21 protein-coding genes and 1 pseudogene are annotated in these 19,178 nt (G+C 64.5%); 7 read left to right on the top strand and 15 right to left on the bottom strand.

The genetic code is table 11. The annotated features are described in order from the left end of the window. Positions 1-162: 162 nt before the first annotated feature. From AC630_RS38575 to AC630_RS38560, 4 genes are all read right to left on the bottom strand, one after another. The gene (locus tag AC630_RS38575) at positions 163-1,254 is read right to left on the bottom strand and encodes a type II asparaginase (protein ID WP_083636557.1); all 1,092 of its coding nucleotides are present in this window, start codon (positions 1,252-1,254) and stop codon (positions 163-165) included. A gap of 155 nt (positions 1,255-1,409) precedes the next feature. Further along, on the bottom strand, positions 1,410-1,748 hold the full coding sequence (locus tag AC630_RS38570; protein ID WP_143198647.1) for a PilZ domain-containing protein: 339 nt from the start codon (positions 1,746-1,748) through the stop codon (positions 1,410-1,412). A 443-nt stretch (positions 1,749-2,191) separates the two neighbouring features. Then, positions 2,192-2,440, bottom strand: coding sequence for a hypothetical protein (locus tag AC630_RS38565; protein ID WP_074123591.1), 249 nt, complete (start codon positions 2,438-2,440; stop codon positions 2,192-2,194). A 116-nt stretch (positions 2,441-2,556) separates the two neighbouring features. Beyond that, on the bottom strand, positions 2,557-3,519 hold the full coding sequence (locus AC630_RS38560; protein ID WP_074123590.1) for an alpha/beta hydrolase: 963 nt from the start codon (positions 3,517-3,519) through the stop codon (positions 2,557-2,559). A gap of 120 nt (positions 3,520-3,639) precedes the next feature. Here AC630_RS38560 and AC630_RS38555 point away from each other — a divergent pair, with 120 nt between their 5' ends. Both AC630_RS38555 and AC630_RS38550 read left to right on the top strand, forming a co-directional pair. Continuing rightward, positions 3,640-4,317, top strand: coding sequence for a nitroreductase (locus AC630_RS38555; protein ID WP_074123598.1), 678 nt, complete (start codon positions 3,640-3,642; stop codon positions 4,315-4,317). 148 nt (positions 4,318-4,465) lie between these two features. Continuing rightward, the gene (locus AC630_RS38550) at positions 4,466-4,669 is read left to right on the top strand and encodes a hypothetical protein (protein ID WP_074123589.1); all 204 of its coding nucleotides are present in this window, start codon (positions 4,466-4,468) and stop codon (positions 4,667-4,669) included. Positions 4,670-4,875: 206 nt separating this feature from the next. Here the strand turns inward: AC630_RS38550 and AC630_RS38545 are convergent, their stop codons facing one another. From AC630_RS38545 to AC630_RS38535, 3 genes are read right to left on the bottom strand one after another with little or no spacing between them, the layout of a single operon-like run. Continuing rightward, the gene (locus tag AC630_RS38545) at positions 4,876-5,988 is read right to left on the bottom strand and encodes an HD-GYP domain-containing protein (RefSeq protein WP_074123588.1); all 1,113 of its coding nucleotides are present in this window, start codon (positions 5,986-5,988) and stop codon (positions 4,876-4,878) included. A 48-nt stretch (positions 5,989-6,036) separates the two neighbouring features. After that, the gene (locus AC630_RS38540) at positions 6,037-6,366 is read right to left on the bottom strand and encodes a PilZ domain-containing protein (RefSeq protein ID WP_074123587.1); all 330 of its coding nucleotides are present in this window, start codon (positions 6,364-6,366) and stop codon (positions 6,037-6,039) included. Positions 6,367-6,369: 3 nt separating this feature from the next. Further along, entirely contained in the window at positions 6,370-7,365 is a 996-nt protein-coding gene (locus tag AC630_RS38535) for a DUF2336 domain-containing protein (protein ID WP_245330643.1), read from the bottom strand. 213 nt (positions 7,366-7,578) lie between these two features. On the opposite strand from AC630_RS38535, the pseudogene AC630_RS38530 reads away from it, so the two are divergent. Beyond that, positions 7,579-7,692, top strand: a pseudogene (locus AC630_RS38530) (helix-turn-helix domain-containing protein); the annotation flags it as partial. A gap of 50 nt (positions 7,693-7,742) precedes the next feature. Continuing rightward, positions 7,743-8,333, top strand: coding sequence for an NADPH-dependent FMN reductase (locus AC630_RS38525; RefSeq protein WP_074123586.1), 591 nt, complete (start codon positions 7,743-7,745; stop codon positions 8,331-8,333). Between the two features lie 98 nt (positions 8,334-8,431). On the opposite strand, the gene AC630_RS38520 is transcribed toward AC630_RS38525, so the two are convergent. Both AC630_RS38520 and AC630_RS38515 read right to left on the bottom strand, forming a co-directional pair. Next, positions 8,432-10,513, bottom strand: a complete 2,082-nt coding sequence (locus AC630_RS38520) for a methyl-accepting chemotaxis protein (RefSeq protein ID WP_074123585.1) — start codon at positions 10,511-10,513, stop codon at positions 8,432-8,434. 101 nt (positions 10,514-10,614) lie between these two features. Then, positions 10,615-11,052 carry a DUF1810 domain-containing protein gene (locus AC630_RS38515; protein ID WP_074123584.1) on the bottom strand — a complete coding sequence of 146 codons (438 nt, stop codon included), beginning with the start codon at positions 11,050-11,052 and terminating at the stop codon, positions 10,615-10,617. 189 nt (positions 11,053-11,241) lie between these two features. Here AC630_RS38515 and AC630_RS38510 point away from each other — a divergent pair, with 189 nt between their 5' ends. From AC630_RS38510 to AC630_RS38500, 3 genes are all read left to right on the top strand, one after another. Continuing rightward, the gene (locus AC630_RS38510) at positions 11,242-12,225 is read left to right on the top strand and encodes a DUF2778 domain-containing protein (RefSeq protein WP_074123597.1); all 984 of its coding nucleotides are present in this window, start codon (positions 11,242-11,244) and stop codon (positions 12,223-12,225) included. Positions 12,226-12,298: 73 nt separating this feature from the next. Next, on the top strand, positions 12,299-12,556 hold the full coding sequence (locus AC630_RS38505; RefSeq protein WP_074123583.1) for a hypothetical protein: 258 nt from the start codon (positions 12,299-12,301) through the stop codon (positions 12,554-12,556). Between the two features lie 123 nt (positions 12,557-12,679). Beyond that, positions 12,680-13,768 carry a TRAP transporter substrate-binding protein gene (locus AC630_RS38500; RefSeq protein WP_074123582.1) on the top strand — a complete coding sequence of 363 codons (1,089 nt, stop codon included), beginning with the start codon at positions 12,680-12,682 and terminating at the stop codon, positions 13,766-13,768. Between the two features lie 170 nt (positions 13,769-13,938). On the opposite strand, the gene AC630_RS38495 is transcribed toward AC630_RS38500, so the two are convergent. From AC630_RS38495 to AC630_RS38470, 6 genes are all read right to left on the bottom strand, one after another. Then, entirely contained in the window at positions 13,939-14,721 is a 783-nt protein-coding gene (locus tag AC630_RS38495) for an ABC transporter ATP-binding protein (RefSeq protein ID WP_074123581.1), read from the bottom strand. Next, positions 14,709-15,764 (bottom strand): dihydrodipicolinate synthase family protein, encoded by a 1,056-nt coding sequence (locus tag AC630_RS38490; protein ID WP_074123580.1) that lies wholly within the window; start codon positions 15,762-15,764, stop codon positions 14,709-14,711. Before AC630_RS38490 ends, AC630_RS38495 begins: the two co-directional genes overlap by 13 nt. A 6-nt stretch (positions 15,765-15,770) precedes the next feature. Continuing rightward, positions 15,771-16,589, bottom strand: a complete 819-nt coding sequence (locus AC630_RS38485; protein ID WP_074123579.1) for a GNAT family N-acetyltransferase — start codon at positions 16,587-16,589, stop codon at positions 15,771-15,773. Further along, complete coding sequence (locus AC630_RS38480; RefSeq protein ID WP_074123578.1) at positions 16,576-17,613, bottom strand: NAD-dependent epimerase/dehydratase family protein; 1,038 nt, start codon at positions 17,611-17,613, stop codon at positions 16,576-16,578. Before AC630_RS38480 ends, AC630_RS38485 begins: the two co-directional genes overlap by 14 nt. Before the next feature lie 33 nt (positions 17,614-17,646). Continuing rightward, positions 17,647-18,417 carry an ABC transporter permease gene (locus AC630_RS38475; RefSeq protein WP_074123596.1) on the bottom strand — a complete coding sequence of 257 codons (771 nt, stop codon included), beginning with the start codon at positions 18,415-18,417 and terminating at the stop codon, positions 17,647-17,649. 84 nt (positions 18,418-18,501) lie between these two features. Then, positions 18,502-19,149, bottom strand: coding sequence for a TetR/AcrR family transcriptional regulator (locus AC630_RS38470; protein WP_074123577.1), 648 nt, complete (start codon positions 19,147-19,149; stop codon positions 18,502-18,504). Positions 19,150-19,178: the final 29 nt, after the last annotated feature.

The raw sequence follows: 19,178 nt of genomic DNA, 5'->3' as shown, positions 1-19,178 counted from the left end.
GCTTCTGAGACTGCGAAGAGGATACAGAGCTTCGGTGCCGCGTGATCTGAGAAGTAGATGCTCCGCCATCCGCCGGAGTTCGCGTTTTTACACAGCCAGGGTCACTCGCGACGTTTTAGGCTGCTCGACGGACGTCTGCTTATCTACCGCGCTTCGGCCGGTCTAATAGGTGTAGAACATACGTTGGATCTCCTTGGTATCGGTCGTCTTGGTCAGCGCCAGCATCAGCAAGATACGCGCCTTTTGAGGGTTAAGCGTATCCGAGACGACGAAGTCGTGTTCGTCGTCCTTCGCCTCCCCATTGCGAGCGACGATGCCGTTGCCGACACGGCTGCTCCGAACGATCACGACGCCCTTCTTGTGGGCCTCGTCGAGAGCCGGCTCAACCGCGGGCCGTGCCAGGCTGCCGTCGCCCACGCCGGCATGCACGATCCCCTTGGCCCCGGCGGTGACAAAAGCGTCGATCGCGACCCGGTTCATGTTGGCGTAGCCGTAGACGATGTCGACTTGCGGCAGGACATCGAGACCCGAAACGTCAAATTCGGAGTCCACCGTGTGCCGGCGCGTCGATTGACGATAGAAGTACGGTTTGTTTCCCTGCATATAGCCGAGAAAACCGAGCTCCGGTGTGCGGAAGGTATCTGCCGTCGAGGTGTTGGTCTTGGTTACCTCGCGAGCCGCGTTGATCTGATCGTTGAGAGCAACGAGCACGCCCTTGCCGACCGCCTCGTCACTGCCAGCGAGGATCACGGCATTGTAGAGGTTGATCGGCCCATCCGCGCTGATCGCCGTCGACGGCCGCATCGCGCCGACGATGACGACAGGTTTCTTACTCTTGACGACAAGGTTCAAAAAATAGCCGGTTTCCTCGATCGTATCAGTACCGTGCGTGATCACAATTCCATCCACGTCGTCCTGCGCGAGGAGAGCGTTGACGCGCTTTGCAAGCTTGAGCCAGTAGTCATTGTTCATGTTCTCGCTGGCGATCTGGAAAACCTGCTCGCCCTTGACGTTAGCCACCGTTTTCAGTTCGGGGACGGCGTTCAAGAGGCTCTCTATGCCCACCGTGGCTGCGGTGTAGCCGACCACGGTGGTGCTGCTTGATCCGGTGCCGGCGATCGTGCCACCAGTTGCCAGAACCATGACGTTGGGCAACCCGGGGCCCTTCGCGTCCGCGACTTCAAAACTGATGAGCAGCATGAAGAGCACGCTCATTGTCGCCATTATGCGGTCACGCACTCGAAGCTGCCACATCTCGACCTCCCTTTCCTAGAAAGCCTCGTCGATGCCCCAGTTCGCTCAGGTTACATGATCCTTCAGCCGAGCCCTCCTGTCTAGGGTGGCGACGCTTTCGAATGGTCCGGTTCGGGCGCTCGGCGCGCTCAAGGAGTTAGGCCGATAACTCCAAGCTAAAGACGCCCGCCGCGGTGCACGATCTGGCGGTCAAGTCGCACCATATTTGTGGGCGCGCTGGAATCGTTCGCCAATTTCGGCGAGCGACGACGCAGGACGAAGGAAACCCCGCAAAGCGTCTCCTTTCTCCACACGACGCGGCAGATGAAAAATCCGGAATGGCCGTCGAAGGACAGCACAAACTCATTGGCAAATATGTAGTACGGCGTGGAGATGCAGGCGCCCAAGGCGTTGATATCGCGCACCAGGCATGGATGAGTCCCACGAATTTCTCCAAACGACAGCCGCGCCGCCCGGTTGATCGGTATGCGCTTCATTGCACGACGTTCGATCATGGCGAGATGCTCCAAATGAAGAGGTAACTTCCAATCGAGCGATCGCAACGAGTGCGATCACACTTTACGAAGTCAGTTTCCCGGTCCCGCCGACGTCCGGGAAAGAGCAATGCCTGCACGTTGATCTGTGCGGCTTACGCTAACAAGCAGCGTTGTTGTCTATTTAAAATTGGATGGAATTGGTGGTTAATTCGGACAGCTTGACGCCGATCTTACAAGCGGACGTTCGTGCTTTCGAACCCGTCAGTGACCTGTCCGAACAGGTGTCAGCTATGTCGCCTGGCTAAGCACTTGTCCCGGCCATCCACGTTCTTTGCTACACGGACACACATGCGCGGATGCCCGGGACATAGGCAAGCGAAGCGACGCCGTCCTACAGACGGCTATGCCCGGGCATGACGAAGTTGGAGAGCGTCCGCGAAGCAGTGGCGAACCAGCAGCGATCAGGCGCTGACTTCGCACTTCTTCATAAAGCTGTTCTTGGCTGCGCCGGCGAGCGGCTTGCCGTCGGAGCCGACAGCCTTGGGCGCGCAGGCGTCCGCCTTGCACTTCTTCATGAACGAGGTCTTCGCTGCGCCTGCGAGCGGCTTGCCGTCCTTGCCGACCGCCTTGCTCTCGCAGGTGTCCTCCGCGAGGGCCGAGCCCGCTGCAAAGGTGGCAACGATTGCAGCGAGGAAAATCCGTTTCATCATGGGTGTCTCCCTAAACCAAAGATGGCGCACGGATTGGAGCCGCGAATCGTGGCGCAATCAAGCAGGATCGGCTCCGGCTCTGGCGGTCATCGCGGATTTTTTTCCGTCCGGCCCCTCTACGCCCCCTGCGCCAGCAACGCCCTGAAGTCGGCCCGCGCGCGCTGCGCCTCGGCTCGCGCGACCTCGGAGGCGTCGCCGAGGCCGAAATAGCCATGGATCAGGCCCGCGCCCTCGTGGTGCTTGACCCGGACGCCGGCGGCCTCCAGCGCCCGGGCATAGGCCGCCCCCTCGTCGCGCAGTGGATCGAACCAGGCGGTGGTTACGATCGCCGGCGCGACACCAACAAGCGATGCCGCGCGCAGCGGCGAGACACGCCAGTCGGCGGCGTGGTTGGGCTCGGCGAGATAATGGCCGGAAAACCATTCCATCACGGCGCGGGAGAGGAAGTAGCCTTCGGCATTCTCGGATCGTGACGGAAAACGCGCGTTCTCACGTGCATCGGCGTAGCTGCCGACGACGTCGGTCACGGGATAGACCAGCAATTGGGCCGCGAGCTTGAGGCCGGCATCGCGGCAGGCAATTGCGGTGGTGGCTGCGAGATTGCCGCCGGCGCTGTCGCCGGCAACGCTGAGGCGTTTTGCATCGCCGCCAAATTCCGCGACGCGGTTGAACACGTCGCTTGCAGCGGCAAAGGCGTCCTCGAAGGCGCCGGGAAAGCGCGTTTCGGGCGGGCGTCGATAGTCGACGGAGACGACGACGGCGCCGGTCTCGATCGCAAGGTTGCGCGCCTGGCGGTCGTGGGTCTCGAGATCGCCCGCGACCCAGCCGCCGCCGTGGAAGAATACCACGGTCGGCGCGGGCGTGGTGCCGATGCGGTAGACCCGCGCATCGAGCGGGCCGGCACCGCCTTTCACCTTGATATCCTGCACCGCATCGACGGGCGGCGGCGGCACGGCCGCGCGCGCGGCAGCCAGTGCGCGCAAGGAATCGCGGGCGCTCTGTGGCGTCATCGTGGTGGGATCGCGCAGCGGCAGCAGCGGAATGATCTGGGCGATGACGGGATCGAGCGGTGCAGGCATTGTTGGGTCCTCACGGGGTTCTTGGTCTTGCTTGGCCGTTAGCATAGATTTCGCGCGCCGCATCGGCAACCGGCGGTCTGTCGCAACGCCGCCGGGATGAACGGGCAGGGAGGTCTTGAGGTGGAATTCGAAACGCTGGTCCAGTCGCGCCGCAGCGTGCGCGGTTTCAGGAACGAGCCAGTGCCGCGTGCGGTGATCGAGGCGATTATCGAAAGCGCCAAGCGTGCGCCGTCGTCGATGAACACACAGCCCTGGCATGTCCACGTGCTCACAGGCGAGCCACTGGAAGAGGTGCGCCGCCGCAACATGGAAGAGATGGTTGGCGGCGCCAAGGTCAAGCGCGACATCGTCAGCCACGCCGAATATCAGGGCGTGCATCGCACGCGGCAGGTCGACATCGCCAAAAAGTTGTTCGGTGCGATGGGGATCGCGCGTGACGACAAGCCGATGCGCCAGGACTGGGTGCTGCGCGGCTTCCGCCAATTCGACGCGCCGGTCTCACTGGTGCTGACCTACGACCGCGTGCTCGATCCCGGCGCGGTCTGCCATTTCGATCTCGGCGCGCTCTGCTACGGCATCGTGCTCGCGGCCTGGGACCGCGGTCTCGGTTCGGTGATCAACGGGCAGGGCATCATGCGCTCCGACATCGTGCGCGAGGTTGCCAGGATTCCGGAGGCCGAGGTGATCATGACCTGTGTCGCGATGGGATATCCCGACGACGGCTTTGCCGCGAATGCCGTTCGCTCGGATCGCGAGGGCAACGGGGAGTTCGTACGCTATGTCGGCTTTGCCGATTAGCGCGATCGGCCGACTGACGCGGCGAGGAGGAGATTATTCTCTCGCTGAAATTTTTGGTGCGGGGTCCTTGCGGCCTCTTGCAATCTCGATCGTGCGGGAGGAACAATATGCGGACTAAAAGGTTTGTTGCTGGCGCGAGGGAATTGACATGCGGCGGCTGGCTAGCCTGGTTCGACGGTTCTTCGGTCCGCGAGTGCGGCGCCCGATTGATAATGATCCGAGTCTTCCTTTCACCCCCGATGAGTTCAGCAGGCTGATCCGCAGCGGCCGGCACGAGGACATGAAGCGGCTTGCGGAAGGACTGGCCTGCCGCTCCATCCCGGATCGCGCCAAATATCGCGCCACGCACTAAAGCGCGATGAGATTGGGATGAATCGTCATCGCGCTTTAGGCGATTGTTTGATTAGGCTATTGTTCGAGCATGATCTCCGCGCAAGCGCGTTCCGCGTTTGTCGCGAGGGAAAACCGCTTCGCACTTTGCGCTAACGCGGCCCTTCGGGTCCGGATCATGCTGTAGGCTCGTGTTCGCGACGTCGTTCCTGGCGCGGTTTGTGGCGCTCACCGCGTCAACGCGACGTGTTTGAACGAGGTCACGAGCGCCTTCTCCAGCTTGCCGTTCATCCCGCAGAGAATATTGTAGGCTTCTGCGCGCGGCATCGTCGGCTTGTAGTGACGATGCTCGATCAGCGCGGCAAAGATGTCCGAGATCGTGAGAATTCGCACGACGTCACCGATGCTCTCGGCGCAGAGCGCGTCCGGATAGCCGCTCCCGTCGAGATATTCGTGATGATGACGCACGGTATCGAGGATCTCCGGCGAGATCTTGTCGTGCCCGTTCAGAAACTCGTAGCCTGCCACCGGATGGGTCTCGATCACGGCACGCTCTTCGGCGTTGAGGCGGCCGGGCTTGTCGAGGATGGCGAGCGGGATCTGCGCCTTGCCGATGTCGTGGAACATGGCAGCCGTATACAGGCGCTCCAGGTCGGCTCGCCCGACCCCGAGGCTGAGGCCGAAGTCGATGGCGACGCCGGTCACAAGCAGGCAATGCTGATAGGTTCCTTCGTGATGGCGCCGCACCGTCGTGAGCCACTCCGACAGGCCGTGCTGGGTGATGTGGTCGGCGATCCGGCGACCGGCTTCCCTGGTGCCGTCGACGTCGAGGGGCTGGCCGAGGGTAATGGAGGCGAACATCGATGCGATCGCGGTTGCCGCGGTCTCGACGGCATTGTCCGGCTGCGGCGTGTCGCCTGACGATGCAGGCGCCGGATCGGCCAGCGCCGCCAGCAGCCTGATCCGGTTGATCGTCGCGGGGAGGACGAGCGTCGCGCCAAGCGCATAGGCCTGCGAAATGCCGACGTGAGAAGTGTGCTCGAGCAGGAAGATGCGCTTTTTTGCCTTCGCCAGCCTGCCGGCCCGCTTCTTGATGGCCGCAATGTTGTCGACGTCGCGCAGCTCCGCACGGATGACGATGGCGGACGGTATCTGCGACAGCTTGGCGTCGGCGTCGAGCCGCTCGCCCGCAACGGCGAATTTCCCTTCGAGGATCGAGCAGACGCCCGCCAGCTTGTCGGACGTGTCGGCCAGCACATGCACGAATGGCCGTACCGCTTCCGTCTCTCGGATGCCGCCGCCGCTTTTGACGGGGCCGGGTATGGTTCGCACGTTCTGCACGATCTGGCCTGGACTTTACCGTACTGGAGTTCGATGCGTGGGATGAGTCTACTTGTCCCGAGCGGAGTTCCGCGCAGCCGCCTGTCCGCTCGTTGCCTTCTTCTTGCCGTCGGCGTTGATGAAATGGACGCCGGCCATGGTGCCGTCGATCCACACCAGTTCGCAGCGCCGGTAGGCGAGCCCTGTCGACGACAGCAGCATGAAGAACTCCTTGGCTTGCAGCACGTCGAGCGAGCCCTCGACCTCGAGCTTGGCGCCGGTCTGCGACACGTCGAGCAGGACGCAACTGCGCCGCCACGTGCCGTCCGAGCCCATCAGGTTGACCGGCTGTCTGTGGTCCATCCGGACGCGAAGCGTTTTGCGACTGTCGAATCTCATCGGCTAATCCCCGTTTTGCGCCGCGATGTCCCGGATCGATTGTGCCCGCCTGCAGCTATCTCCCCCCCAACGCACCGTCCATTGGCTGGTCGACAAAAGAAGCGTCTCGAAGATGTGTTGGGCACGCTCGCGCTCGGCAAAGGAGAGCCGCGCGCCGCTGCGATTGCTCAGGATCGCGAGCGTGGTCGGCCAGTTCAGCCGCGAAGCCCGGCACGCCATGACCAGACCCTCGCAATCGTCATCGACCATGATGTGCTCGACGATCTCGATCGGAGCCCCTGAGAGCACGGAGAGCGCCGTGAACAGGTTGGCGGTCTCGCCGCGGATCGCGAAGCGGTTCACCGTGGAGTCGTTGAGCTTGCCGACGCGGTTGAGTGCGATGATCTCCGGCCTGGCGCTCTCATAGGCGGCCGAGGAGGGCAGCTTGGGCGCAATCGGTGCCGGCGGGGCGGAGGATGCGTTGGGCTTGCCGGGGGAGGCGGAGAGCAACTTCCGCACGACCGCCTCGGGTGTGCCGGGCCGGAGCGCCAATGCCTTCGTGATCTCGCTGTCCTGGTCGGCCCTGGCAATCAGCGCGGCGTACGCCGCGTCGGAGAATTTGGTTCCCGGGTTCTTGATCAGCGCAAGGCAGATCGGGCCGCTGCGCTTGACGAGGGTCTCGGTCACGGCCGGCTCGATGACGTCGCGACCGGAGATCGCGAGTTGCTGCCGCTCGCCACAGGATGCCGCGACCGTCTCGAGATCAGATGTGGCGAGTGCCTGCGATTTGAGCAGGAGAGGGCATGCGACGTCCGGGTCGTCGTGGGAAGCGAGGCGTCGCAATGTCTCCGGGGGAGCCACCTTGAGCTCGGCAAGCGCCGTGCTCAGCTGAACCAGTGCGCGGGCCCCGACCCGTTCCGTCAATCGCAGCAGAACGCCATCGACAACGTTGGCGAGCAATTCCTGAGGCCAGTCGCGGCTGCCGGTGAGCAGGAGCACCATGCCGGAAAGAATGCGCACGCAACGGTCCGGCGGGCACGCTGCGACCGCTTCTTCCAACTCAACAAGAATATCAGCAGGCGAATTTGCCATCATGGCAGGAGCCTGAATTCAAATAAAATTTGACTATTCGAACCGGGCTATTGCACCTCAAAGGAGTTAATTTGGATTTTACATCCGGGTGTTGGCGCAACCGGTTGCGCAGTATGGTTCGGGAGATGCTAGCCGCTGCGTCGGAGCGTCGCGCTGGCGTTCGGCTTCTGGCATCTCAGCGACTTCTCCAGGAGCTACCGCGACCAGTTCGGTGAGACGCCGTCAGAAACGCTGGGGCGCGGAGGGAAGGCATAGCGGGCCAAATCGTTGGGGCCGGCCCCTCATCTCGTGCTAACCTGCCGGCCATGAGCAATCGCATCCTCGTCCTCTACGGTTCCTACCGTTCCGACCGCATGGGCATCCGCCTTGCGAATTTCGTCATCAATCGCCTGCGCGGCCGTGGCGAGGAGGTCGAGTTCATCGACGCCAAGGCGATCGGCTTGCCGATGCTCGACCGCATGTACAAGGAATATCCCAAGGGCTCGGCGCCCGAGGCGCTCGAAAAGCTGGCCGGACAGATCCGCGGCGCGGACGGCTTCGTCTTCGTCACCGGCGAGTACAATTGGGGCATTCAGCCGGGCCTGAAGAATCTCACCGACCATTTCCTGGAGGAGTGGTTCTGGCGTCCGGCCGCGATCGCGAGCTACTCCGCAGGCCGGTTCTCCGGCGCGCGCGCCGCGACAGCCTGGCACGGCACGCTGTCGGAGATGGGCATGGTCGTGGTGTCGAGCACCATCGGCGTCGGCCCGATCGCGCAGACGTTGTCGGCGGAAGGCGAGCCGATCGGCGAGGGCGGCAAAGCGCTCGAGCGCTCCTTCCCGCGCTTTGCCGATGACCTCTCGTGGTGGATCGAGGCGGCCAACGCGCAGCGCGCGCGGAAAGCGCCGCCTTATTGAGAGCGTTTCGAGCGAAGTGGATACCGGTTCGCGTAAAGAAAACGCGCCAAAATGAGAATCTAGAGCCCCGTTCCGATTCCATCGGAACGGAAATGGTTCTACGCGGCCCTGACTTCGCCGAGGAAGCGATCGAACTGTCCGGCGAGATCGCGCGACTGCGTCGAGAGCTGCTCGGCCGCACCCAGCACCTCCTTGGCGGCCGCACCGGTGTCGTCGGCGGCGCGTTGCACGCCTGATATATTGGTGTTGACCTCCTGGGTGCCGCGGGCGGCCTCCTGGACGCTGCGGGCGATCTCCTTGGTCGCCGAGCCCTGCTGCTCGATCGCGGCGGCAATCGCGGTCCCGATCTGGTCGATCTCGGCGATGACGTCGGCGACGTTGCGGATCGCGGCCACGGTTTCGTCACTTGCGGTCTGGATTGCGGTGATCTGCTCGGAGATTTCGGTGGTGGCCTTGGCGGTCTGGCCGGCCAGCGACTTCACCTCGGACGCGACGACCGCAAAGCCGCGGCCGGCGTCGCCGGCGCGGGCGGCCTCGATGGTCGCGTTCAGCGCCAGCAAATTGGTCTGCTCGGCGATGCTCTGGATCAGCGTCACGACGTCGCCGATCTTCTGTGCGCCCTCGGCGAGTGCACGCGCCGTGTCACCGGTGCGGCGGGCATTGTCGACGGCACGGGACGCGATCTCGGTGCTTTGCGCGACCTGACGGCCGATCTCCGCGATCGAGGAGGTCAGCTCTTCGGTGGCGCTGGCGACCGTCTGCACGTTGGTCGAGGTCTGGTGTGAGGCGGCGGCGACGACCGCGGCCTGGCTGTTGGTCTGGGACGCCGTCGAGGTCATCGACTGCGCGGTGCTCTCCATCGTGGAGGAGGCCCGGGAGAGGCCGCCGACGAGTTCGGTGACCTTGGCTTCGAACGCGCGGGTGAGGCCGTCGAGCGCCTGGGCGCGGCGCATCTTGCCGTCGTTCTCGGCCTGCTTCTCGGCCGCGAGCCGGTCGGCCCGGATCATGTTGTCCTTGAAGACCTGAACCGCCGCGGCCATCGCGCCGATCTCGTCGGAGCGCTCGGCGCCGGGGATGCTTTCCGCAACGTCGCCGTCGGCAAGCCGCGCCATCCGGATCGTCAGGCTGACGATCGGGGCGCAAACGCGGCGGCGCACCATCACGATGAGACCGACGCTGGCGATCAGCACGGCGACAAGGCCCGCGAGTGCGATCGTGAAGCTGGTGCGCGCGGCGGAGGAGGCGCCAGCGAGGATCTGTTCGGCGTTGTCGTAGAGTGCGTCGCGGACGCCGATGATCGACCCGAGGCCGCGCTGTGAAGCCGCGTAGTAGGTCTCGACGTCGTGGTCGTACTTGCCGCTGACGGAACCGTCCTTGACGAGCTTGAGCTCGCGGCCGAATTCCTCGACGTAGCGCGAGTTCATCGTCTCGAGCGCGGCGCCGACGTTGGCCGGCGTCGCGGGATTGCCGCGCAGTTCCAGCAGCGACATCACGATCTGGTCGTTGCGGCCCTGCATGCGCGCAACGTCGGCCTTCTCGGCATCGGTCGCCACCTTCTTGCCGCCGACGAGGTTCTTGTGCACGCTCGCATTGAGGCCGCCGATGTCGCGCAGCGTCATGGCGATGTTGGCGTAGTTGGCCTGGCGGAAGGCATCGCCGTTCAGGATCGCCATGCGGCGGACCTGCTCGTTGAGCAGTGCGGTGACGCCGGCGTTGAGCACGGCATTGTCGGCGACAACCTTCCGGGCGGCGTCCTTGCGCGCGTCTGCCGGCCCGGCGATCGCCTTGTCGATGGCCTCGCGCAGCGCGGTGAATTTCGAATTGATGCCGTCGATGTTGCTACCGATCGTATTGCCGTCGTCGAGCGAGCCGGGCAGTTCCTTGCGCAGCGCGTTCATCTTGTCACGGGCGCCGTCGGTCTGCTTGCGCAGCTTTTCGTGCTCGGTCAGCTGTGCCGGGTCGACTGTCGCGGGTCCATAGAGGATGTTGGTGGCAAAGCCGCGCTCGGGGTTGAGATAGCGCGGGATGTCACTGGCGGCGCGGACGATCGCGAGCCGGCCTTGCGCTTCGGCGATCCTGTCCATCGTCTGGTATTTCGTCACGGCGACGTAGACGGCGAGGCCGCCGCCCACGGTCGAGAGCGAGACGATGGCGGTGGTCAGGAGCGTACCGATTTTCACGAACCGTCCGGCAATTGCGCAGGGGAGAAAGGTATTCTCCGGACGATAGGGGGACCGCATTAATCGCGGGTTTACGCTACTTGCGGCAGCAGGCGAGGTCCCTAGGCCTTTCGATCAAGCTTTGAAAGGATCTCCAGCGTAGCACCATCGCGCTCGCCTGCGAAATATCGGGCGATCGCCTGATCGAAGACCGGCTCGTCGGACACTGCGCCGAACAGCGTCATCGATGAGCGGAATTTGGCGTCATCCGGTGCGCCGAGGATCGCGTTGATGGTCCGTCCCTCAACGGCGAGCACGAGCCTCGTGCATTCGATCAGGCGCGGACCGAGCACGGGGTGGGCAAGGTAGGCCTTGGCCTCTTCGCGCGACGCGATAGCGTAGCGCTGGGACATTGCGCTGAAGCCGAGGCCTGCGACCTGCGGGAAGACGAACCACATCCAGTGGCTCTGCTTCCGACCCCGGGCCAGCTCCCCCTGGACGTCGTGATAGACCGGATCCTGGGCCCGGACGAAGCGCTCTAGATCGAAAGGAGCGGTCATTGGATACCTTAGCATGCCTTGATGGTCGCGATTATGCCTAACTTTTGGCTCCCAATGTGGTAGCTGGTACAGAGTCTCCGGGTGGGGGTGGGTACTCCCGGGGGTCGATTTGGGGATCTAATGGTTTCCGACGCCGCACAAGCCGAGAGGCTGTTGTCGCGCCGCCGTATTGGGCGAGCCGAGACAATTCTGCTGTCTCTGGCCGCGCTCGCCCTGGCGCTCGGTGCTGCCGCCTGGGTCGCGGACCTGGGCGACTCGGATTTGGCCGATTCGAATTTGGTCGATTCGACCCCGCTGGTCTCCGCCGCGCTGCCACCGGCCGACGCCCCTTCGTTTGATGACCGTTTCGCCTCGGCATCCGGTGGCCGGCCCGCCCGCGACTCCGGTTTGCGGGCGCTTGAGCGCTCCGCCCTGAATGCGGTCCAGCTGAAGCTTCGCGACGCCAAGGCAATGCTCGCCCAGAGACTCCAGGGTGACGATTGGCGCTCGACCCTGACCGATGACGATCGGCCCGCAACCGACGAGGCGAGGCCGTCACAGCACGCCGACGCCGTTCCGATGCCGCGCTCGCGGCCGGTCCAGGCGGACCTCTCGGCCCAGATCGCCTCCAGCCAAGCCTATGCCGACACCAGCCCAAGGGTCGACAACCGCAACTTCTTCGAAAAATTCACCGACAAGATCAAGCTGGCCTCGCTGACGCCCGACAGCGGCCTGTTCAACAAGAAGGCCCCGGACCTTGCGGCCCTCGGCTACGATTCGCGGACGGCGGTCTATGACATCAAGGCCAAGGCACTCTACCTGCCGAGCGGCGTGGCGCTGGAAGCGCATTCGGGCATGGGCGCGCTGATGGACGACCCGGAGCATGTCGACCAGCGCATGGTCGGTGCGACCCCGCCTGCGACCTACGACCTGAAGCCGCGCGAAAAGCTGTTCCACGGCATCCGCGCGCTGCGCTTGACCCCGACTGACGGCACCAGCGCACTCGGCCGTGTCGGTCTGCTCACCCACAGCTTCATGCTGGGGCCGCGCGGCGATTCCAACGGTTGTGTCTCGATCAAGGACTACGACCGCTTCCTCAAGGCATGGGACAATGGCGAGTTCAACCGCCTCGTCGTGGTGCCGAGCCTGAGCGGATCGGCGACCGCCTCGCAGCGCGCGAGCACCGACTCCTGATATTGTATTTGCCGGGACGGCGGGGGGGCTGCCGTTTCCCCTTCGTTAAGCCGTCCTCGTCCAGAAGCAGCCCATGAGCGATCCATCAAGTTCCGAGACCCCGCTGCGCACGACGTTCAAGATCAAGCTGAACGGCGACACGCTGGCGATCGCGTCCGTCGGCCAAGCCTATCAATTCCTCACCAACTTCAAGTCGGTCGAGTGGATGGAATTCCGCGCCCTCCACGAGGACGCTGTCGCGGCCCTGGAAGGCGCCGCCGACAACGCGATGCTGGCGGTGCAGGCGACCAACGCTGTGCGGGCGCTGTTCGTGAGCGCGAAGCTGCTCTGAAGGGCATTCGGCTCCAGGCCTTCTCCCAGCTTGAACTCCGCCATAGGAACGGGCAAACGGTCCGCGAAGACCGTGGCCCCGAGCCGATATGTTTGAAACTTACTTTCAGGGAGAGACCCCACCATGAAACGCCGTACATTCCTCAAGGGCGGCGCGGTCGCCGGCGCGACGACGCTGGTTGCCGCACCTGCGATCGCGCAGTCGATGCCCGAGATCAAATGGCGTCTGACCTCGAGCTTCCCGAAGTCGCTCGACACGATCTACGGCACGGCGCAAACCTTCGCGAAATACGTCGCCGAAGCCACCGACAACAAATTCCAGATCCAGACCTTTGCGGCGGGCGAACTCGTTCCCGGCTTGCAGGCGCTCGATGCGGTCAGCGTCGCCACCGTCGAGATGGCGCAGACGCCGCTGTATTTCTACATCGGCAAGGAACCGGCGCTGGCCTACGCGACCGGCGCGCCGTTCGGCATGAACCACCGCCACCAGGAGTCCTGGTGGTATTTCGGTGGCGGCGCCGAGCTCACCAACGAGGCGCTGAAGCCCTTCAAGACGCACGCCATCCTCTGCGGCAACTCCGGCACGCAGATGGGCGGCTGGTTCCGCAAGGAGATCAAGACCGTCGACGATCTCAAGGGCCTCAAATTCCGCATCGCCGGCATGGGCGGCCATGTGCTGGCGCGGCTCGGCGTCGTGCCGCAGCAGCTCGCGGGCGGCGACATCTATGCGGCACTGGAGAAGGGCTCGCTCGACGCGGTCGAATTCGTCGGTCCCTATGACGACGAGAAGCTCGGCTTCCAGAAGGTCGCCAAGTACTACTACTTCCCCGGCTGGTGGGAAGGCGGCGCCATGCTGCACATGATCGTCAATGACGAGAAATGGGCTTCGCTGCCGAAGCAGTACCAGGCGGTCGTCAACCAGGCCGCCTCGGCTGCGGGCGCCTGGATGCTCGAGAAATACGACAGCGTGAACCCGGGGGCACTGAAGCGGCTGATCGCGAACGGGGCGGAGCTGAAGGCGTTTCCGCAGCCGGTGCTGGAGGCCTGCTACAACGCGGCCCAGGAGCATCTGAACGAGCTCGCCGCCAAGAGCGAGCTGTTCAAGCGGACCAAGGAGAGCCACGACGCGTATATGAAGGAGCTGCTGTTCTACACGCAGATCGCGGAAAACTTCTACGACAACTACCTGCTCAGCAAGATGCGCAAGGGCTGATTGCAACGAGGGTAACGCGGCGTTTCAAGCGTGATCCGAAGGTGCACGGTCATTCCGGGGCGCGCCTCCTGGCGCGAGCCCGGAATCCATTTCTCCGCGTGTACTGCCGCCTGATGGATTCCGGGTTCGCGACTTCGTCGCGCCCCGGAATGACAGCGGAGGGACCGGCCTTACGCCGCGCCCAGGCCCAGCTTCGCATAGATGCGCCGCGCGTAAGCGCCGAACGCGTCCGTCGTCTTGAGCGGCAGATCGCGCGGGAAGGGCAGGTCGATCGCGAAATAGTCGGCCATCTTCGCAGGTCCCGCCGTCAGTACGGCGCAATGCGAGGACAGGAACACGGCTTCCTGGATCGAGTGCGTGACGAAGATGATGGTCTTGCCGCTCTCTCGCCAGATCCGCAGCATCTCCAAATTCATCTGCTCGCGCGTCAGCGCGTCCAGCGCACCGAACGGCTCGTCCATCAGGATCAGCTTCGGATCGTGCACGAAGGCGCGTGCGATCGCGGTGCGCTGCTGCATGCCGCCTGAAAGCTGCTGCGGATATTTCTGCTCGTAGCCGGCAAGCCCGACCAGGTTGAGAAGATCGCGCGCCCGCTCGCGCGCGGCCTTCATCGGCAGGCCGACGATCTCGGCCGGTAGCAATACATTGTCGAGGATCGTGCGCCATTTGAGCAGCAGCGCCTGCTGGAACACCATGCCGATGTCGCGGGTCGGATCGAACGGGCTGTTGGCGTTGCCGATCTTCACGGTGCCGCCGTCGGCGCCGTGCAGGCCGGCCAAAATCTTCATCACCGTGGTCTTGCCGCAGCCGGACGGGCCCACCAGCGAAACGAGCTCACCTTCCTGCACGTCCATGGTGACGTCGGACACCGCCAAGAACTCGGCGCCGCCGCTGCGATAGACTTTCCGGACGCCTTGCAGGCTGATGAAGGGCTCGGAGCTCATGCCAGCCATTTGTTTAAGTTGGCGGCCACGAAGGCGTCGTCGCCGAGGTCGGCATGCTCGCGGCAGACGCGGTCGATCTCCTCCTTCTGGCCGGGGCTGAGGCCCTCGTTCGGGTCCAGGCACCACAAGCCCTTCATCAGACCCTGACGCCGCAGCACCTCGTGGCAGCCGGCGATGCAGCCATGGAAATTGTTGGCGACGTCGAAGAAGGCGCTGTTGCAATCGGTGACGCGGGCATCGAGCGCGAGCAGATCGGCCGGCACGGTGTCCCTGTGCCGCGCCGCCTTGCAGCGCTCGAACTGCTTGATCGCACTCGCGGTCCAGACCGACCAGTGGCCGAGCAGACCGCCCTTGAAATAGGTTCGCGTGGTGACGCCATTGTCGCGCAGGTCGAACGGCAGCGTGAGGTCGAGCAGAATGTGATCGTCATTGCCGGTGTAGAGCGCGACGCGGTCGAGCGCACCGGCGGCCGCAACGCCGCGCAGCACGTCGAGCGTGCGGTAGCGGTTGAACGGCGCGATCTTGATCGCAATGACATTGTCGATCGAGGCAAAGCGCTGCCAGAACCGGCTCGACAGGATGACGCCGCCGACGGCAGGCTGGAGATAGAAGCCGACAAGCGGGATCTCGGCCGCAACTGCTGTGCAGTGCGCGATGATCTCGTCCTCGGAGGCGCTCTTCATCGCGGCGAGGCTGAGCAGGCCCGCATGGTAGCCAATGTCGCGCGCGGTGCGTGCCTCGGCGATCGCCTGCTGAGTTGGGCCGGCAAGGCCCGCGACCATTGCCAGCGGACGCTTGGTCCAGCTTGCGGCGGTCTCGGCGGCAAGCTCGAGGACGGGACGATACAGGCCGACGTCGCGGATCGCGAATTGCGTCGTGTGCACGCCGACCGCAAGGCCGCCTGAGCCGGCATCGATGTAGTAGCGCGTCAGCGCGCGCTGATGCGCCTTGTCGAGCTGGCGCTCGGCGGTGAGCGCGAGGGGATGCGCCGGCAGCACGGTGCCGTCGGCGATCAGCTTGCGGATTTCGCTGTTGATCTGGCTGTGGTGCATGATGTCCTATCCGAATTCAGGGCCGGCGACGGCGAATGGCACTTCCTCATCCGTGGCGGTGGCGGGGCCGAACCGCATGCGCTGGAACGGCCGCTCGATGGTCCACCCGGATGCGGTCAATCCTTCGAGGAACGCGCTTTGCGACGCGACGGCGTCGAGCAGGAGCGGTCCATCCTCCGATTGCGCGATCGCATTGACCAGGGTCAGCGCGGCGGCGGCATGATCCGCAAATAGCGGGCCGATATGGCGCGCGGTTCTGCCGTCCCGCACCAGCGCGATGGCGCCGCTCGCGGAGACGATGCGCGAACCTGGGCGCCGTGCGAAGGCGGTAAACAGGGCGGTGCGATCGAGGCCGGTGGCCCGACGGTCCCGTGCGCAAAGCGCGTCGAGTGTCGCGGCGCTAGGCGCCGGCGCGGATGCCTGCGCGGATTTCAGCTTCAGCCGGCGCAGTTGCTGTGTCGGCGTAAACCCGAGCGGCCCGTAGACCGCGGCGCCGTCGGGCGTCGCGTCGAGCCAGCTCGTCAGGCCGCGCTTGCGCGCTGTCTCCAGGCAGACATCGACGAGCCGCGTTGCGAGGCCGCGCCGGCGGTGACTGGCAGTCACCAGCACCATGCTGATCCAGGCGTTGTTGCCGGAGTACGGCAGCAGCGCCGCGGTCGCGACCAGCTGCGCGCCGTCGCGGATGCCGAACACAAAACCGTCGCGCAGGAAGACGCGCCAGTCGTCCTCGGTCTGGTTCCAGTGCGCTTCCGTCGAGAGCAGCAGGCCCGCGGCTGCGTCCTCGACGCCGAGCTGAACGACGCGCGGGTCGTCAGTAGCGTCCATCGCGCACCTCGTATTTGGTGGGCTTGCCGAGACTCGGCATGGCGCGGGACACCCAGTCTGCGGTCCATGCAATCAACTGCTCGGTGTCGACGACCGGGAGGCCGAACAGCTCGACCGCCTTGGACGTGTCGGTCAGCCACGCCGTCGGCTCTTCCTTGCCTGTCAGCACCGGCGCGCGGCCGAACCTTGCGCCGAATTTCGCAGCGAGATCGCGCACGGCCAGGATCTCGTGGCCGCTGACATTGATCGGTGAGGTCGGCGCCGTGCAATGTGCCAGGCAGCGCAGGGCCTGTGACGACGCATCGCCCTGCCAGATGAAATTGACATGGCCGAGGCTGACGTCGATCGGCGTGCCCGTGAGCACCTTCGTCGCGATGTCGTGCAGCACGCCATAGCGCATGTCGATCGCGTAGTTGAGGCGGAACAGCCGGCCCGGCGTTCCGAACTTGTGCGAGAAATATTCGAACATGCGCTCGCGGCCGACACAGGACTGGGCGTATTCGCCGGGCGGGTTCGGCGCCATGTCCTCGGTCGAGCCTTTGCCGTCGACCGGCACGAAAGGATAGATGCAGCCGGTCGAGAAAGCGACGATGCGCGACGACGGAAAGGCCTGTGCGACGAGGGCAGGGACATGCGCGTTCATCGCCCAGGTCAGCGACAGATCGCCCTCGGCGCCGAACTTGCGGCCGGCCATGAACACGATGTTGGGCGCCTTCGGCAGCGCGTGAATTGCCTTCTCATCCATCAGGTCGCAATTGATGGTCTCGACGCCGCGCGCTTGCAGCCAGTCCTTGACGCTCGCGTCGCTGAAGCGCGCGACGCCCATGACGCGGCGATCCGGCACGGCCGCTTTCGCCAGCCCGGCCAGCGTCGGTCCCATCTTGCCGGCGACGCCGAGAATCATGATGTCGCCCTCGACCTTGTTGAGGTCGTCGATCAGCGCCTGGCTCGGCCGGCACAGGAGATCGTCGAGCGCCGCGATGTCCGGGATCGTCTTCGGCAGCGTCTGGCGGGTGAGCAGCATGGATCGGTCCTTGGTCAGTTAGGTATGCGGTCTTTAAGCCTGTCTTGCATCGCCGACCACGAACATGCGTTCGAGGACGAGGACCAGGCCGTAAAGAACAACGCCGAGGAGCGTGAGCAGCACGACGGCCATCACCATTGCAGGCGTGTCGAGCGACGACTGCACCTGGATCATGAGGTAGCCGAGCCCACGCTCGGAAGCGATGAACTCACCGACGATGGCGCCGGCGACCGCAAGGATCGCGCCGACCTTCATGCCGGAGAACACGTAAGGCAGCGATCCCGGCAGCTGAATCTTGCGGAACAGGGTCCAGCGCGAGCCGCGCAGCGATTTGACGAGATCGAGCAGATCCGGCTCGACCTCGCGCAGGCCGCGCGCAGTGGTGAGCAGGATCGGGAAGAAGCAGATGCTGAAGGCGATCAGGATGTTCGGCACGATGCCGTAGGAGAACCAGACGATGAAGAGCGGGCCGAGCGCGACCTTCGGGATCATGTTCAGCGTCACGAACAGCGGCAGCAGTACGAGACTCACCAGCGGCGCCCAGCTGAAGACCACGGCGAGCGCGACGCCGACGACCGCGCCGAGCGCGAAGCCGCCGAGGATCTCGACGGCTGTCACCAGCGTGTTGGCGCCCCAGGCGTAGCCCGCGGTCCCCAGCGTCTGGATTGTCGCGAGCGGGGAGGGAAGGATGAACTTCGGCACGTGGAAGGCATCGACCGCTACCTGCCAGAGCACGAGCACGGCGAGGTGCACGATCAGGATGATCGCAAAGCTGCGCGAGGTGCGTGCTCCGTCTCCTGCCACCGACTGCTCCCTGTTGCCAGCGGTCACCTTGCCGCTGGTCGCAAGCCTAACCGGCCTCGAGGGAAGTTTCAACCAGTTGGTTGATTAAGGCCGGAGCGAATGAAGCACGAGATCGGCGACGTGCCTGCGGCGGGCGCGCCGCGCCGCCCGGCTCGAGAGGTCCTTGCCGAAGATCGCCGACAGCGTCGGCGTGTTGGAGAGATAGAAATAGCCGAGGCCCGCGATGGAGATATAGAGCTGGACCGGGTCGATCCCCTTGCGGAACACGCCGCTGCGCACGCCCTCGTTGAGGATGTGGGACACGCTCCGGACCAGCGGCGAATGCATCGCCTCGAGCCGCGTCGAGCCGCGGACGTGGCGCGCGCCGCCGCGGTTCTCGTCGTTCAGAAGCACGATGAAATCAGGGTTTGTCGCGAGGTAGTCGAATGAGGCCTCGATCAGCTTCCGGATCGCCCTTTCCGGCGGCAGGCCTTCCAGGTTGAGCTGGCGCTCCTGCTCGCGGATATCGGCGTAAACCCATTCGAGGACAGCGAGATAGAGCGCGTCCTTGTCGCCGAAGTAATGATAGACGAGCTGCTTGTTGACGCCGGCGCGCTCGGCGATCTCGTCGACCCGGGCGCCCGCAAAGCCGTGCCGGGCGAATTCCAGTCGCGCCGCGGTGAGCAGCTTCTTGCGGGTGGCGACGGGGTCGCGCCGCTGCGGCACGGTGTCGCCTGAACGTTTTGCGGGCATTTCCAACCAAACAGTTGACAATTGGAGGG

Source organism: Bradyrhizobium sp. AS23.2 (genome assembly GCF_001908185.1).
GTDB lineage: Bacteria > Pseudomonadota > Alphaproteobacteria > Rhizobiales > Xanthobacteraceae > Bradyrhizobium.
This window is presented reverse-complemented; position numbering and strand designations above follow the sequence as displayed.